Source organism: Arthrobacter sp. PAMC25564 (assembly GCF_004798705.1).
Lineage (GTDB): Bacteria > Actinomycetota > Actinomycetes > Actinomycetales > Micrococcaceae > Arthrobacter.
Window position 1 is genome coordinate 939,303 of record NZ_CP039290.1, and the last position, 15,728, is coordinate 955,030.

Sequence of the window (15,728 nt, forward strand, 5' to 3'; positions counted from 1 at the left end):
CGGGGTTCCCTAGCGGCGGCGGCGTTTGGGGGCGGTGCCGAAGACTCCGCGGAGCAACTCCCTCCCGAGCTGCGTTCCCAGTGAGCGGGCCATGCTCTTGAGGCCGCCGCCGAGGGCTCCTCCCAGGGCTCCGGCAATTTCGCCGACCATGCCGCCGCCGTCCTTCGGAGCCTGCCGCGGGGCCTCACGTTCGGCCGGGTGCCCGGGCGCCGGTGCGGGCCTGCTGCTGGGCCGGCCCAGGATCTCTTCCTCGATCCGCCGGGCATCGGCGTCGACGGCAGCGGGATCAAGGGAGCGACCCTGCGCAGCGGCCGGCCCGGCAGCGGCCGGTCCCGTCGAGGCCGCAGCCTTGCCGGTGAGCTTCTCGTCGGCGGAGACGTTGTCCACCGCGGTGCCGTACTTGGGGAGCAGGGCGGAGCCGGCCACAGAGCTGGAGACCAGCGCATCGGTGCTGGGACCCATGACGGATTCCGGGGCACGCAGCCTGGTCAGCGCCACGGGGGTCGGCGCGCCCTTCTCATTCATGACCGTGACGACGGCCTCGCCGATTCCGGCCGAGGTGAGGGTCTCCTCAAGGTCGTAGTCACTGATCGGGAAGGTGGAAATCGTCGCCTTGAGGGCCTTGGCATCCTCGGGGGTGTAGGCGCGGAGGGCGTGCTGGATCCGGTTGGCGAGCTGGCCCAGTACATCGGCCGGGACATCCTTGGGAGTCTGGGTGACAAAGAAGATGCCGACGCCCTTGGACCGGATGAGCCGCACGGTGGTGGTGATGGCCGCCAGGAACGCCTTCGAGGCGCCGTTGAACAGCAGGTGGGCCTCGTCGAGGAAGAACACCAGCTTCGGCTTGTCCAGGTCGCCGGCCTCCGGCAGTTCCTCGAAGAGGTCCGCGAGCAGCCACATCAGGAAGGTGGAAAACAGCATGGGCTTGGTCTGCAGCGTGGGCAGCTCCAGGCAGGTGATGACGCCGCGCCCGTCCGGGGCGGTGCGCAGCAATTCGGCGGTGTCGAACTCCGGTTCGCCAAAGAACTTCTCCATGCCCTGTGCCTCGAGCGTGATCAGTTCGCGGAGGATGACGCCGGCAGTCGCCTTGGAGAGTCCGCCCAGCTCCTCAAGTTCGTCCTTTCCCTCGTCCGAGGTGAGGAACGCGATGACGGCGCGCAGGTCCTTCAGATCGATCAGTTCCAGGTTCTTCGTGTCCGCGAAATGGAAGACCAGCTGCAGGCTGGATTCCTGGGTCTCGTTGAGCTCCATGATGCGGGAGAGCAGGACGGGTCCGAAGGAGGTGATGGTGGCACGGACCGGAATGCCGTTGCCGTCGCCGCCGAGGGCCAGGAATTCCACCGGGAACGTCTTTCCGGACCAGGCCTGGCCGATGCTTTCGGTGCGGGCGAGTAGTTTTTCGCTGACAGTGGCGGCCGTGGCCAGGCCGGAGAGGTCGCCCTTGATGTCAGCGAGGAACACCGGCACCCCTGCGGTGGAAAGCTGCTCCGCCATCATGTGCAGGGTAACGGTCTTCCCGGTGCCGGTTGCACCGGCCACGAGGCCATGCCGGTTCATCATGGCCAGCGGCAGCCGGACGGGGGCATCCTTGTGGAGCTCGCCGTCGATGATCGCGGCTCCCAACTCGATCGTGGGGCCCTCGAGGGTGTACCCCTTCTGGATCGTGGCGACTTTTTCTGCCGTGGATTTGATGGCCATGCCGCTAGCATAGACGGGTCTGTTGGCGCCTGACCCGGATACGGGCCGTGCCAATTCCATCCGGACATGCGCGGAGAAGTTCCCGGACCGGCGCGGAGGCGGACCTTAGACTTCGGCATGGCCACATCGATATTGAAGCTCATCCTGACAGTTGCCACCATGCTGGGCCTTGTCCTCCTGGGCAGCGCCCCGGCCACGGCGGCCCCGGCCCGTTCATCCGACCTTGTGGGCATTGATGTGTCCTGGCCGCAGTGCGGCAAAACACTTCCCACGAAACCCGCGTTCGCCATCGTCGGTGTCAACAACGGGCTCGCCAACACGACAAACCCGTGCCTCGGTGCCGAACTTGCGTGGGCCGGCACGGCACTATCCCCTGCGGCGACGTCCCAGCCCAGGATCGCGCTCTACGTCAACACGGCCAATCCCGGGCTGCAGGGCTCGTGGTGGCCAAGCTCGAACACCTACCAGGGGACGGCCGTGGCCAACCCCTACGGGGACTGCGCCGCCGCTGACTTCAAAGCCTGCTCCTACATGTACGGCTATGCGAAGGCCTACGACGACGCTATGCTGCGCGGGGTGAGCAATCCGGCGTCGTATTTCTGGTGGCTAGACGTGGAAACGGGCAACACCTGGCAGGCCGACAAGGCCGCCAATACCGCTGATCTGGAAGGCATGACCGCCTACTTCAAGAGCATCGGTGCGGGCGTCGGCATCTATTCAACCGGCAGCCAGTGGAGCCAGATCGCCGGCTCCGTCCCGTCCAACAGCCCGCTCGCCGGGCTGCCGAGCTGGCTGGCGGGGGCACGGTCATTGGCCGGAGCAAAGTCTGCCTGCACCCTTCCCGGGCTGACCCCCGGCAGCCGGGTGTCCCTGACGCAGTATGTTTCCGGCGGCCTGGACTACGACTACCCGTGCAAGTGAGCGGAGAGCCGCAGAAATAACCCGGGCCCCGCCGTCGTTGACCCCAGTGTGCCCGCACCGGAAACCCGGTGCGGCTCCGGACCCTGGTCCACAACACTGTTCCGCTACGAAAGGCCGGCTTTTCCGTGACTGTTCCGCTTTCCATCCTTGACCTGGCAACCATCGGCAAGGGCCAGACGGCGGCGGAGAGCTTCGCTGGAAGCGTGGCCATGGCGCAAAGCGCCGAGAAGCTTGGCTACCGGCGGATTTGGTACGCGGAGCACCACAATATGTCCGCCATCGCCTCCTCCGCCACCAGCGTGCTGATCGCCCACATCGCCGCAAATACGGAGACCATCCGCCTCGGCGCGGGCGGCGTCATGCTGCCCAACCACTCACCGCTGACGATCGCCGAGCAGATCGGAACCCTGGAAACCCTGCACCCGGGACGGATCGACCTGGGCCTGGGCCGTGCCCCCGGCAGCGACCAGAACACGATGCGGGCGCTGCGCCGCGATCCGATGTCTTCGGACAGCTTCCCGCAGGACGTGCTGGAACTCCAGGGCTACCTGACCGGCCCCACCCGGATCCCGGGTGTGGAGGCAGTGCCCGGCAAGGGCACCAACGTGCCGCTGTACATCCTGGGGTCCTCGCTGTTCGGGGCCAGGCTTGCCGCCCAGCTGGGCCTGCCGTACGCCTTCGCCTCGCACTTTGCGCCCAACGCGCTGCAGGACGCCGTCGCCTTGTACCGCCGCGAGTTCAAGCCTTCCGCGCAGCTGGAGGCCCCGCACGTCATCGCCGGGGTGAACGTGATCGCCGCGGACTCCGCCGCCGAGGCACAGGCGATCTTCCAGGCCACCAAACGCGCACGTATCTCCCTGTTCTTCGGCAACGGCCGCGTGTTCAGCGACGATGAGGCGGACCTGATCCTGGACTCGCCGCAGGGCCAGCACACGGCGCAGATGATGAGGTACTCCGCCGTCGGCACCTCCGACGCCGTGATCGAGTACCTGGATGAGTTCACCGCCCACGCCGACGCCGACGAGCTGATCGTTGCACACCAAAGCACCGGCACCGAAGCGCGGCTGCGCTCGGTGGAACTGCTGGCCCAGGCCGCCGGGCTCGTACGGGCGTAGGCGCCCTGGCTGAAGAGTTGCAGACGTTACACGGCTGCAACAGACGGGACACCCGGGCGAAATAGCGGCGCGGGACACTGGATGCAGTCCCTGGCCGGACAATTCTCACGAATTCATGGGGGACTATCCGAAGGATTCCGCACATGCCCACTCCGCTCAACCAGTCCCTGGCCGACTCTGCCCTGCTGACGAAATCCCTGCCGTTGGGCCTGCTCCGCGCCTTCGTGCAGACCGACGCCGCCGACGACGGACTGACGCCGCAGCTGCTGGCGGAACTGAAGATCCTGGCCCGCACGCCGGGGCTGCTGGTGGCCTGCAATTACGGCGGAACCCTTTGTGCCGCGGAAGGCATCTCGACCGAGACGCTGCCGCTGGGCAGCGCCGCCATCGCCCTCCGCGCCCTTGCGGCCCTGCCCAACACCCACGCGGCCGTCATCTCCGGCCGTTCGCTGCGCGACCTCGCGGCCGTCTCACGGCTCCCGGCCGAAGTCCATCTGGTGGGCTCGCACGGCGCCGAGTTCGATATGGGCTATGCGCACGGGCTGTCCCTGGCCACCGAATCCGTCCTGCAGCAGGCCAGCCAGGCGCTCGCGGAAACCGCCGGGGCCTATCGTGGCATCAGTATCGAGCGCAAACCTGTCGCCGTGTCAGTGCACACGAGGCCGGCGTCGCCCGACATCGTGGCAACGGCTACCGAGCAGGCCGAGGAGATCGCCAGGGAGCACGGCCTGTTCTTCATCGTGGACGGATCGGTGCTGGACCTGTCCGTGGTGGAACCGTCCAAGGCCGCCGCACTGGAGCACCTGCGTTCCATGCTCGGCGTGAGCGCCGCCCTCTACGCTGGCGACGCGTTCAGCGACGAGCTCGCCATGGCCACCCTCCGCGGGCCGGATATGGGCCTTCGGGTGGGGGAGGGCCCCACAGGCGCCGCGCACCGGCTCCGGGATCCGGAGTCCTTCGCCCGGGTCCTGGCCATCCTCTTTGAACTCCGGCGCGCCTGGCTCTTCGGTGAGGACGCCGTGGGGCTGGAACGGCACTCGATGATCGGGAACGGATCCTCCACGGCCCTGATCACGCCCGACGCCAAGATCTGCTGGATGAGCCACCCGCTGCCGGACTCGGGCTCACTCTTCGCCCATATCCTCGGCGGGGACGCGGCCGGTCATTTTTCGGTGGGACCGGTGAAGGCGTCGCAGGTCCTGGGGCAGCGCTATGTGGACAGCACCATGATCGTGGAGACCCGCTGGGCGGACGTCACCGTGACCGACTATCTGGAGCCTGCCCCGGAGGGCATCACCAGCCTGGTCCGGGTGCTTTCCGGGACAGGTACCGCCAGGATCGTCTTTGCGCCCCGGCCCGACTATGCCAACGCCCCGTTCAGCATGGAGGCGCGCGGGGCGGAACTGCACGTGGTGGGGACGGCGGATCCCATCATCCTGCTGGCGCCCGGCGTCAGCTTCGCCATCACCTCCGATGGCCGCCATGCCACCGCCACGGCGGACGTGGACCTGCTGCATGGGCCCATCGTGCTGAACATGCGCTGCGGGGACACGGAACCCCAGCCCGCGGAACCTGACGACGAGACCGGGCGGCGCTCCGCCGTCGCACATCATTCCCGCCGCTGGGTCCAGGGCCTGCAGCTGCCCGGCGTGAAGCCGTCCCTCGTGCGCCGCTCGGCGCTGGTGCTGCGCGCCCTGGTCCATGAGCCCACCGGCGCGGTGCTGGCCGCGCCGACCACCTCGCTGCCGGAAGGAATCGGCGGCACGCGGAACTGGGACTACCGGTACTGCTGGCTGCGGGACGGCTCCATGACCGTCAATGCGCTCGTGGACCTGGGCTCCACGGCGGAGGCCGAAGGATTCCTGGCCTGGCTGGGCCGGATCCTCTCCCATGCACCCGGACCGGAATGGCTCCATCCGCTGTACTCCGTGACCGGGGCGCCGCTGTCCACCGAGGCCATCATCGAAAGCCTGCCCGGCTATGCGGGGTCCCGCCCGGTCCGGATCGGCAACGCGGCCGACCACCAGGTCCAACTGGACGTGTTCGGGCCGATCGCCGAGCTGATCGATGCCTTGAGCGCGCGGAAGGGTGTCCTGTCGGATCCCCACTGGGAACTGATGGTCCAGATGGCCTCGGCCGTGCTGGCGCGCTGGCAGGAAGCGGACCACGGGATCTGGGAGGCCCGCCGGGCGCCCCGGCATCACATCTACACCAAGGTGATGTGCTGGGTGGCGCTGGACCGGGCCCTGCGCACGGCAGCGCGCCACGGCCGGACGGCGCCGCCCGCCTGGGGACCCGCGGCCGCCACCATCCGGGAGGAGGTCCTGCGCGAGGGCTGGGACGGGACAGCCAACTCCTACACCGTGGCCTACGACAGCCCGGACCTCGACGCCGCGGTGCTGCACATCGGCCTGTCCGGCCTGCTCGACGTCACCGACCAGCGCTTCCTGGACACGGTCACGGCGGTGGAGCGGGAACTGCGGGTGGGGCCCACCGTTTTCCGGTACCGGTACGACGACGGACTGCCGGGCCTGGAGGGCGGCTTCCACATCTGCACCACGTGGCTGATCGAGGCCTACATTGCCGTGGGCCGGATCGAGGAGGCCTGGGACCTGTTCGACCAACTGGTGAACCTGTTCGGGCCGACAGGCCTGTTGCCGGAGGAATACGATCCGGGCACCGAAACCCATCTCGGCAATCATCCGCAGGCGTATTCGCACCTGGGGTTCATCCGCTGCGCGCGCCTGCTGGACGGGCTGCCGAAGAACTGACTCCGTGGAACCCGCACCGGCCTGCTATCCGCAGGCGGCTATTCGCAGGCGACGCCGTCCTTGTCACGGTCGAGCTCGGGGCGGTAGCCGGCCTGGCCCGCATGGAGCGGGGCCGCGCCGGCGGCACGGGCCGCGGCGCAATTCGCGTAATAGGCGGCCGCCGGAACCGGAGCCGGCGCGGGTCGGACGTAGGCCGGGGCGGCAGGGGCCTGCGCCGGGGCGGCCTGCTGCGCCGGGGTCCCGGCTGCCGGGGCTGCCGCCGGCCCCGGGGGAGCCCCCTGGTTTGTGGGCGCCTGGGCATCGGGACAGTCGCCCAGGACCCGGGCCATGGCATCGTGTTCGGCCTGGGTGACCCAGAGCCCGTAGCTGGACTTGACCGAGATCTGCCGGGCCACGTAGGTGCAGCGGTACGACTTGTTCGACGGCAGCCAGGTGGCGGCGTCGCCGTCGCTCTTCTTCATATTGCTGGGTCCGTCGACGGCGAGCAGGTTCAGCGGGTCGTTGGCGAAGGAGAGCCGCTGGGCGACGCTGAGTTGCTGCGCGCCCTTCTGCCAGGCGTCGCTGAGCGCGACGACGTGGTCGATCTGCACCGCGGTGCTGGTGTTGTTGCCGCGGAGGAAGTTGATCAGGGTCGCCGTGTAGGGATCGTTCAGCACGCCGGAAAGCACCACGCAGTCATGGGTCCCGGGCTTGAGGGCGATGGCGGTGAGGTCCCGCCGGAGTGTGTCATTGCGGGTGTCGCAGCCGTTGCGGTCCACGTCGGCCCAGGCCTGGCCGAACTGGTCCCGGGAGTAACCGGTCTTGGGCGCCCGGCCCTTGATCGGGAGGATGGCCAGCACGTCCAGGGCCTTGCTGGCGTAGGCGGGCTGCTGATGCGGGGCGCTGGCGCCGGAAAGGGCGACGCCGGGCGTCGAGTCAGGATCGAGCGGGGCGGCGTCGGGGTCCGACGGGGTGGCGGTGGCCGTGACCGTCGGGGATGGTGTTGCACCCGCCGTCGGGCTTCCTACGGCGGTCCCGGCAGCAGGCGCGGCAGACGGTGAACTGCCCGCGGCCGGGGCGCACGCCGTCGCGGATACCAGCAGCAGCCCGGCCAGCCCGGCCGCGATCCAGTCGACGGCCCCGGACGTGGCGGTGCCGCGTGTTCTGACCTTGTGCATTTCTCCCCATTTCGTGCTGTTGCCCGGGGGTGCCCGCGCGACGGCTTAAGACCGGTCCCAGCCTAGCTGCGCACACAGCAACGCGGGGTCATATCGCGCCCATCCAGGGCTCCGGCATGGGCGCGATATGACCCCGCGTTGCTTCAGAAGGAGTCAGCGTCTTCAGGCGAGGAGAAGGGCCACACCGATCATGGCCGGCACGGCAACCACCGTCGTGATCAGCACGGTGTCCTTGGCCACGGTGATGCCGGTCCGGTAGCGGCTGGCGATGACAAACACGTTCTGCGCGGTGGGCAAGGAGGAGGTCACGACGGCGGCGAACAGCCCTTGCCCGTCCATCCCCAGTGCAAAGCGCGCGAACAGGTATGCCAGCAGCGGGTGGACGATGAGCTTGAAGCCGCTGGCCAGCAGGGTGTCGAGCCGGCGACCTTCTGCGGCCTGCAGGGGTTTGGAACCGTTGAGGCTCATGCCGAAGGCGATCAGCATGGCCGGGATGGCGGCGCCCCCGATCAGGTGGATCGGCTGCATCACGAGCTCGGGTACCGGCCAGCCGGTCCCGGCCACCACGAGGCCCAGGCCGGACCCCACGATCATCGGATTCCGCAGGATCATAAGCACGAAACTCAGCGGAGTGGTCCGGTGCGCAGTGGTGGCGGAATCGAGGGCCATCAGGAACACCGGCGTGAAGAAGGCCAGCTGGAAGATCAGCAGCGGCGCCACATAACTGGCATCCCCGAGGACGAAGACGGCGATCGGGATGCCCAGGTTGGCCGAGTTGGCCAGGGACGCGCTCATGGCCGACATAAGGGATTCCGGCAGGGAGCGTTTGAGCAGGAACCGGACGATCCCAAAGAACAGTGCCGCCGTCGTAACGGCGCCGACGGCGGTCACCAGCAGCGGTGCCGCAAAGACGTCCTGGAGCCTGGCCTTGCTCAGCGTCTCGAACAGCAGGGCGGGGCTGGCGACAAAAAAGGTCAGCGCGCTGAGCACGGAGCGGGCGTTTTCCCCCAGAATGTTCCGCCGGCCGACGAACATGCCCACCAGAATGATGGACCAGACGACGAAGAAGCCGGCGAGGACGCCTAGCACGCGGCTGCCCGCAGCAGTTCAGGCAGGCAAGGGGAGGCGGTCACCATCCCAGAGTAATCAGCTTTTATTCAGCCGGCGGGCGTGTTACGCCGCGAAGCCCTGCCGGGGCCCCTCCAGGGAGTCAGGCTGCTCAGTTCAGGGAGGCGTTGTTCAGCGCGTGCGGCGGACGCATGATTCCGGGCGTGTGCCCCTCGGCAGGGTCGTTGCCGATCTGGAGGATCCGGTTGTCCTTGTCCACGTGGACGACCTTGGGGTTGTAGGCCTTGGCCTCTTCCGTGGTCATCTGGGCATAGGTGATGAGGATGACGATGTCATTCTCGTGCATCAGGTGCGCGGCTGCGCCGTTGATGCCGATGACACCGGAGCCGCGCTCGCCGGCAATCGTGTAGGTCTCCAGCCGGGCGCCGTTGGTGACGTCGACAATCGCCACGAGCTCGCCGGGGAGGATATCGGCCGCCTCCAGCAGATCCAGGTCCACGGTGACCGAACCGACATAGTGGAGGTCCGCGTGCGTGACCGTGGCGCGGTGGATCTTGGATTTGAATATTGTTCGATTCATAACGTCATCAGTTTAGCGCCCGGCCGTCCGGCGCGCTGTGACGCGCAGAACACCGTCCGCCAGCTTACGTGCCGGCCACGGCTCATGCCGTCGGCGGCCGGGACTGCGACGGCGTCGAGGGGCCGATGGAGGCGGCTGTCTCGGCCAGGATCTCGCGGGCGGCCAGGATGGCGGGCCGCTTCGCGCTGGAACGCCGCACCGAGGTGAAGACCGTCCGGCGCGGATCCCCCGGCAAATCCAGGAGTTGCGTGCTGGTGCCGCGGCCCGTCCACACGAGGTCCGGCATCAGGGCCACGGCATTTCCGGATTCGATCAGCCGGATCTGGGCCTGCAGATCGGCGGTTTCGAAGCGGACGTCGGGCTCAAATCCGGCGCTCCGGCAGGCCTGCTCGGCCCAGTGCCGCGATGCTGCCCCGCGCGGTTCCATCACCCAGGGCAGCTCTGCCGTGTCCGTAAGGGTCCTGATGGCCGGCCGGCCCGGCGACGGCGGCGGGACGGCGAGCCGGATGGCGTCGCTGGTCAGCGGGATACGGTCCAGCTCGGCGTAGCGGGGGGCCGCGTGGCCGGGGTACTGCTCGGCGATGACCAGGTCGAAGTCGCGGGCCCAGGTCTCGTGGAGCGCCGTTTCAGGTTCCCGCTGGGTCATTTCCACCCGCACCTGCGGGTAGCTGGAGGACATCCGGGTCAGGGCGTCCGGCATGAGTGCCAGGGCGGCGGATTGGAAGACCGCGATCCGCACGGTGCCGGTGACCGTGGTCAGGGAAGCCGCGAGGTCGGCCTCGGCCTGTTCGAGGGTTTCAAGCAACTGGGCCGTGTGGGCCACCAGGACTTCGGCCTGGGGGGTGAGCTGGACACGTCGCCCCGTCTTCCGCAGCAGCTCGACGCCGGCTTCCTTTTCGAGCAGGGCCAGCTGCTGCGAGACTGAGGAGGGGCTGTACTGGAGGGCTTCGGCGACCTCGGCCAGGGTTCCCCGGATCTTCAGTTCACGAAGCAACCGCAATCGCCGGACGTCGAGCATCGCTGTTCCTTCGTGAAATCTAATGGTTATTGATAAGAAGAATTCACTTTATCTAACGCAACAGGGCTTGCATACTGTTGTCCTCGAGTAACCCCCATCACAGGGCGGATTGATGGGCCAAAGACCTAAGCAGGAGACCCTGATGAGCACAAGAGATTTGACCCGGTCGATCATGCGGCGCAAGCCCATCGACGACATCGAAGAGGAAAACAAGCACAGTGGTTTGTTCAAGAGCCTCGGGCTCTGGCAGCTGACGGCCATCGGCGTCGGCGGCATTATCGGCGTCGGCATCTTCTCCCTGGCCGGCCTCGTGGCGCACGGCAGCGAGAACGAACCCGGCGTCGGGCCGGCGGTACTGTTCTCCTTCCTGATTGCCGGGCTGGCGTCCGCCGCCGCCGCGCTGTCCTATGCCGAATTCGCGGGCATGATCCCGCGGGCCGGCTCCGCCTACACCTACGGCTACGTGGCCCTCGGCGAAGTGATCGGCTGGTTCATCGGCTGGGACCTGCTGCTGGAGTACATCGCCATCGTGGCCGTCGTCGCCATCGGCATCTCCGGCTACTTCGACGCGTTCCTCTCCGGAATCGGGATCCATATGCCCGCCTGGATGACCTCGACGGCTGACGAGGGCAAGGGCGGCGTCATCAACCTGCCGGCCATCCTGGTCTGCCTGCTGGTGACCTGGATCCTGTCCCGCGGCACGAAGGCCTTCGGCCGTTTTGAGCTCGTGGCCGTGGCCATCAAGGTCGTCCTGATCCTGTTCATCATCGGCCTGGGTATCTTCTACATCAACACCAACAACTACAACCCGTTTATGCCCAGCGGCTTCGGGCCGGTGCTCGCCGGCTCAGCCACCGTGTTCTTCGCCGTGTTCGGTTACGACGCCATGAGTACCGCGGCGGAGGAAGCCACGGACGGCAAGAAGCACATGCCCAAGGCCATCATCCTCTCGCTGATCGTTGCCATGCTGCTCTACGTCGCCGCCACCCTGGTGCTCACCGGCATGCAGAACTACAAGGAGATTGACCCGAAGGCCGGCTTCGCCTCCGCCTTCAACGGCGTCGGGCTGCCGGTGATCGCGACGATCATCTCGGTGTTCGCCGTCCTGTCCATCCTCACCGTGATGCTGACGTTCCTGCTCGGCGTCACCCGCGTGTGGTTCTCGATGAGCCGCGACGGGCTCCTTCCCGGCTGGTTCGCGAAGACGGACCGCCACGGCACGCCGCAGCGCGTCACCTGGATCGCCGGCATCGCATCCTCCGTGCTGGCCGGTATCTTCCCGATCAAGACTGTGGCGGACCTGACCAACATCGGCATCCTCGCCGCGTTCGTCGTCGTCTGTTTGTCGGTGATCATCTTCCGCTACAAGAAACCCGACGCCCCCCGCACCTTCCGCCTGCCGTTTATGCCCGTGGTTCCCGCGTTCGGCATGCTTGCGTCGGCCTTCCTGATGCTGCAGTTGCACTGGGAGACATGGTTGCGGTTCTTCGTCTGGCTCGTTGTCGGCCTGGTCATCTACTTCGGGTACGGCCGCAAGCACTCGCTGATGAACCCGGACAGCCCCCGGCACGAGGAGGCCGTGGAGATGCACCGTCCAGTCGCTTAGCTGCGGAGGACGACGACGGCGCTGCCGCCCCGTCCGCTCTAGCCGTCAGCCACTCCGGCTGGCGGCCAGAGGTGTTTAAGGGGTGCTGAAACATTCGCTTTTTCTAACCAGTATTGCTCGGAAAACGTCGCTTTATCTTATGGAAAACCGGTCCCATACTGATTCTTAGAACGGTCCACATCTTGAGAAAGAACGAGTTGCAGCCATGACCCACATCTCCACGGAATCCGGCGTGAACACCGGCAGCGCCGCCGGCAACGAAGCCGCCCATGCCGCCGTCCCGGAAGGCTCGCCGGTCCTCGAAGCCGCTGCCCTGGCCGAGGAGACCGTCGCGCTGGTCCGCCACTGGCTCACCGAGGCGGCGAAGGTCCCGGTCGACGCCTCGGCCGAGCAGCTCGCCGGTGTCCTGAAAGACCCGAACGGCCTGGACTTCACGGTGGGATTCGTCGACGGCGTGGTCCGCCCTGAAGACCTGAACGTCGCCGCCCGCAACCTCGCCGCCCTCGCCCCGAAGGTCCCGGCCTTCCTGCCCTGGTACATGCGCAGCGCGGTCCGCCTCGGCGGAACCATGGCTCCGGTCCTGCCGCAGCTGGTCATCCCGGCCGCCCGCCGTGTGCTCCGCGAGATGGTCGGCCACCTGATTGTCGATGCCACCGACGCCAAGCTGGGCCCGGCCATCGCCAAGATCCGCAAGGACGGCATCAAGCTCAACGTCAACCTGCTCGGCGAGGCCGTCCTCGGCGAGCACGAGGCTTCCCGCCGGCTTGAGGGCACCCACACCCTGCTGTCCCGCCCGGACGTCGACTACGTTTCGATCAAGGTCTCCTCCACGGTGGCCCCGCACTCCGCCTGGGCCTTCGACGAGGCCGTCGGGCACGTCGTCGAGAAGCTGACCCCGCTCTTCACCCGCGCCGCATCTTTCGCCGGCGGCGGGAAAAAGGCCAAGTTCATCAACCTGGACATGGAGGAATACAAGGACCTGGACATGACCATCGCGGTCTTCACCAGGATCCTGGGCAAGCCCGAGTTCAAGAACCTCGAGGCCGGCATCGTGCTCCAGGCGTACCTGCCGGACGCCCTCGCCGCCATGATCCGCCTGCAGGACTGGGCCGCCGCCCGCCGCGCCGACGGCGGCGCCGCGATCAAGGTCCGCGTGGTCAAGGGCGCCAACCTGCCGATGGAACAGGTCGAAGCCTCACTGCACGGCTGGCCCCTCGCCACCTGGAACACCAAACAGGATTCGGACACCAACTACAAGCGCGTCATCAACTATGCGCTGCACCCGGAGCGGATCCACAACGTCCGGATCGGCGTCGCCGGCCACAACCTCTTCGACATCGCCTTCGCCTGGCTGCTGGCCAGGCAGCGCGGCGTGGACTCCGGCATCGAATTCGAGATGCTGCTCGGCATGGCCCAGGGCCAGGCCGAAGCGGTCAAGAAGGACGTCGGCTCGCTCCTGCTCTACACCCCGGTGGTGCACCCGGCCGAGTTCGACGTCGCGATTGCCTACCTGATCCGCCGCCTCGAAGAAGGCGCCAGCCAGGACAACTTCATGTCCGCGGTGTTCGAACTTTCCGAGAACGAATCGCTGTTCGAACGCGAGAAGCAGCGTTTCTTGGCCTCCCTCGCCAAGCTCGACGACGAGGTCCCGCCGCCGAACCGCCGGCAGAACCGCGCCCTCCCGGCCGAGCCGATGCCGCACGACTCCTTCGGCAACACCCCGGACACCGATCCGTCGCTGCCCGCCAACCGCGACTGGGGCCGCGCCATCCTGGGCCGCGTGGCAACGTCCACCCTGGGCAACGCCGCCGTCCAGGCCGCCACGATCAACGACGAGGCGACCCTGGACGCGGTCATCGACACCGCCATCGAGAAGGGCAAAGCCTGGGGCGCCCTGTCCGGCGCCGAGCGCGCCGAAATCCTGCACCGCGCCGGCGACGTCCTCGAAGCCCGCCGCGCCGACCTCCTCGAGGTCATGGCCAGCGAGACCGGCAAAACGATCGACCAGGGCGACCCCGAGGTCAGCGAGGCCGTCGACTTCGCCCACTACTACGCCGAGTCGGCGCGCAAGCTGGAGAAGATCGACGGCGCCACCTTCGTCCCGGCCAGGCTCACCGTCGTGACGCCGCCCTGGAACTTCCCGGTCGCCATCCCGGCCGGCTCGACCCTGGCCGCCCTGGCCGCCGGCTCCGCCGTCGTGATCAAGCCCGCCAAGCAGGCCCGGCGTAGCGGTGCGGTCATGATCGAAGCCCTCTGGGAAGCCGGCATCCCGCGCGATGTGCTCACCATGGTCCAGCTGGGCGAGCGTGAACTCGGCCGGCAGCTGGTCTCCCACCCCGCCGTGGACCGGGTCATCCTCACCGGCGGCTACGAGACCGCCGAATTGTTCCGTTCCTTCCGCCAGGACCTGCCGCTGCTGGCCGAGACCAGCGGCAAGAACGCGATCATCGTTACCCCCAGCGCGGACCTCGACCTCGCGGCCAAGGACGTGGCGTACTCCGCGTTCGGCCACGCCGGCCAGAAGTGCTCCGCCGCCTCCCTCGTCATCCTGGTCGGCTCCGTCGCCAAATCCAAGCGGTTCCACAACCAGTTGATCGACGCCGTCACCTCGCTGAAGGTCGGCTACCCGGAGGACCCGGCCAGCCAGATGGGCCCCATCATCGAGCCCGCCAACGGCAAGCTCCTCAACGCCCTCACCACCCTCGGCGAGGGCGAAAGCTGGGCCGTGGAGCCGCGGAAGCTGGACGCAACCGGCAGGCTTTGGAGCCCCGGCGTGCGCTCAGGTGTCCGGCGCGGATCCCACTTCCACCTCACCGAGTTCTTCGGCCCCGTCCTCGGCGTCATGACGGCCGAGACCCTCGAGGAAGCCATCGCGATCCAGAACCAGATCGACTACGGCCTCACCGCGGGCCTGCACTCGCTCAACTCGGACGAACTCGCACTCTGGCTGGACACCATCCAGGCCGGCAACCTCTACGTCAACCGCGGCATCACCGGCGCAATCGTCCAGCGCCAGCCCTTCGGCGGCTGGAAGAAATCCGCCGTCGGCGCCGGCACCAAGGCCGGCGGACCCAACTACCTCGCCGGGCTCGGCGACTGGGTCAGCAAGCCCAGCGCCGCCGCCGGTACCCCCGCCCACTCGGGAGTCCGCCGGCTCGAGGAAGCGGCCAAGGGCTTCCTGGCGGTCGACGAACTCGCGCCGCTGCAGCGGGCCCTGGCCTCTGACGCCCACGCCTGGGCCGATGAGTTCGGCACGGCCAGGGACGTCTCCGGCCTGAGCGCAGAACGCAACATCTTCCGTTACCGTGCCCTGCCCGTCACCGTCCGCCTCGCGGAAGGCGGGCCGCTGGCCGGCCTGGTCCGGACCGTCGCGGCCGGCGTCCTGGCAGGGTCCGCGCTGACGGTCTCTGCCGCCGTCGAACTGCCCGCCCGGCTCCGCGCCGTCCTGTCCGGGCTCGGCATCGCCGCCACGGTGGAGAACGACGCCGAGTGGCTGGCCTCGGCCGGGAAACTCGCCCAGGCCGGCAAGCTGTCCGGTAGCCGGATCCGGCTGATCGGCGGGGACACCAAGGCACTGGCGGAGGCTACGGGAGGCCGCCCGGACCTGGCCATCTACGCCCACCCGGTCACCGAAGCCGGACGCGTCGAGCTGCTGCCGTTCCTGCACGAGCAGTCCATCAGCATCACGGCGCACCGCTTCGGCACGCCCAGCCACCTCTCGGACGCCCTGATCTAAGGACCGCCATTAAACGACATCGCCGCTTGCCCGCACCAAAAGTGCGGGCGAGCGGCGA

The 15,728-nt window shown here is 67.9% G+C and carries 10 protein-coding genes; 5 read left to right on the forward strand and 5 right to left on the reverse strand.

All coding sequences use genetic code 11. The features are described 5' to 3' along the window. Nucleotides 1-9: 9 nt before the first annotated feature. On the reverse strand, nucleotides 10-1,698 hold the full coding sequence (locus E5206_RS04250; protein ID WP_136321399.1) for a helicase HerA-like domain-containing protein: 1,689 nt from the start codon (nucleotides 1,696-1,698) through the stop codon (nucleotides 10-12). Between the two features lie 117 nt (nucleotides 1,699-1,815). Between E5206_RS04250 and E5206_RS04255 the strand changes: the two genes are divergently transcribed. The 3 genes from E5206_RS04255 to E5206_RS04265 all read left to right on the forward strand — a co-directional run bounded on the left by E5206_RS04255 (nucleotide 1,816) and on the right by E5206_RS04265 (nucleotide 6,505). Then, the gene (locus tag E5206_RS04255) at nucleotides 1,816-2,619 is read left to right on the forward strand and encodes a hypothetical protein (RefSeq protein WP_136321400.1); all 804 of its coding nucleotides are present in this window, start codon (nucleotides 1,816-1,818) and stop codon (nucleotides 2,617-2,619) included. Between the two features lie 125 nt (nucleotides 2,620-2,744). Next, complete coding sequence (locus E5206_RS04260) at nucleotides 2,745-3,734, forward strand: LLM class flavin-dependent oxidoreductase (RefSeq protein WP_136321401.1); 990 nt, start codon at nucleotides 2,745-2,747, stop codon at nucleotides 3,732-3,734. Nucleotides 3,735-3,877: 143 nt separating this feature from the next. Continuing rightward, nucleotides 3,878-6,505, forward strand: a complete 2,628-nt coding sequence (locus E5206_RS04265; protein WP_136321402.1) for a trehalase-like domain-containing protein — start codon at nucleotides 3,878-3,880, stop codon at nucleotides 6,503-6,505. Nucleotides 6,506-6,543: 38 nt separating this feature from the next. On the opposite strand, the gene E5206_RS04270 is transcribed toward E5206_RS04265, so the two are convergent. The 4 genes from E5206_RS04270 to E5206_RS04285 all read right to left on the reverse strand — a co-directional run bounded on the left by E5206_RS04270 (nucleotide 6,544) and on the right by E5206_RS04285 (nucleotide 10,328). Continuing rightward, nucleotides 6,544-7,662: a DUF1524 domain-containing protein gene (locus E5206_RS04270; RefSeq protein ID WP_136321403.1), complete on the reverse strand. Its 1,119-nt coding sequence runs from the start codon at nucleotides 7,660-7,662 to the stop codon at nucleotides 6,544-6,546. Nucleotides 7,663-7,824: 162 nt separating this feature from the next. Continuing rightward, nucleotides 7,825-8,751 carry an AEC family transporter gene (locus E5206_RS04275; protein WP_136321404.1) on the reverse strand — a complete coding sequence of 309 codons (927 nt, stop codon included), beginning with the start codon at nucleotides 8,749-8,751 and terminating at the stop codon, nucleotides 7,825-7,827. A 130-nt stretch (nucleotides 8,752-8,881) separates the two neighbouring features. Then, on the reverse strand, nucleotides 8,882-9,310 hold the full coding sequence (panD, locus tag E5206_RS04280; RefSeq protein ID WP_205760002.1) for an aspartate 1-decarboxylase: 429 nt from the start codon (nucleotides 9,308-9,310) through the stop codon (nucleotides 8,882-8,884). An 82-nt stretch (nucleotides 9,311-9,392) separates the two neighbouring features. Then, the gene (locus E5206_RS04285) at nucleotides 9,393-10,328 is read right to left on the reverse strand and encodes a LysR family transcriptional regulator (protein ID WP_136321405.1); all 936 of its coding nucleotides are present in this window, start codon (nucleotides 10,326-10,328) and stop codon (nucleotides 9,393-9,395) included. Nucleotides 10,329-10,470: 142 nt separating this feature from the next. On the opposite strand from E5206_RS04285, the gene E5206_RS04290 reads away from it, so the two are divergent. Both E5206_RS04290 and E5206_RS04295 read left to right on the forward strand, forming a co-directional pair. Continuing rightward, complete coding sequence (locus tag E5206_RS04290) at nucleotides 10,471-11,934, forward strand: amino acid permease (RefSeq protein ID WP_136321406.1); 1,464 nt, start codon at nucleotides 10,471-10,473, stop codon at nucleotides 11,932-11,934. A 205-nt stretch (nucleotides 11,935-12,139) separates the two neighbouring features. Continuing rightward, entirely contained in the window at nucleotides 12,140-15,670 is a 3,531-nt protein-coding gene (locus E5206_RS04295; RefSeq protein ID WP_136321407.1) for a bifunctional proline dehydrogenase/L-glutamate gamma-semialdehyde dehydrogenase, read from the forward strand. Nucleotides 15,671-15,728: the final 58 nt, after the last annotated feature.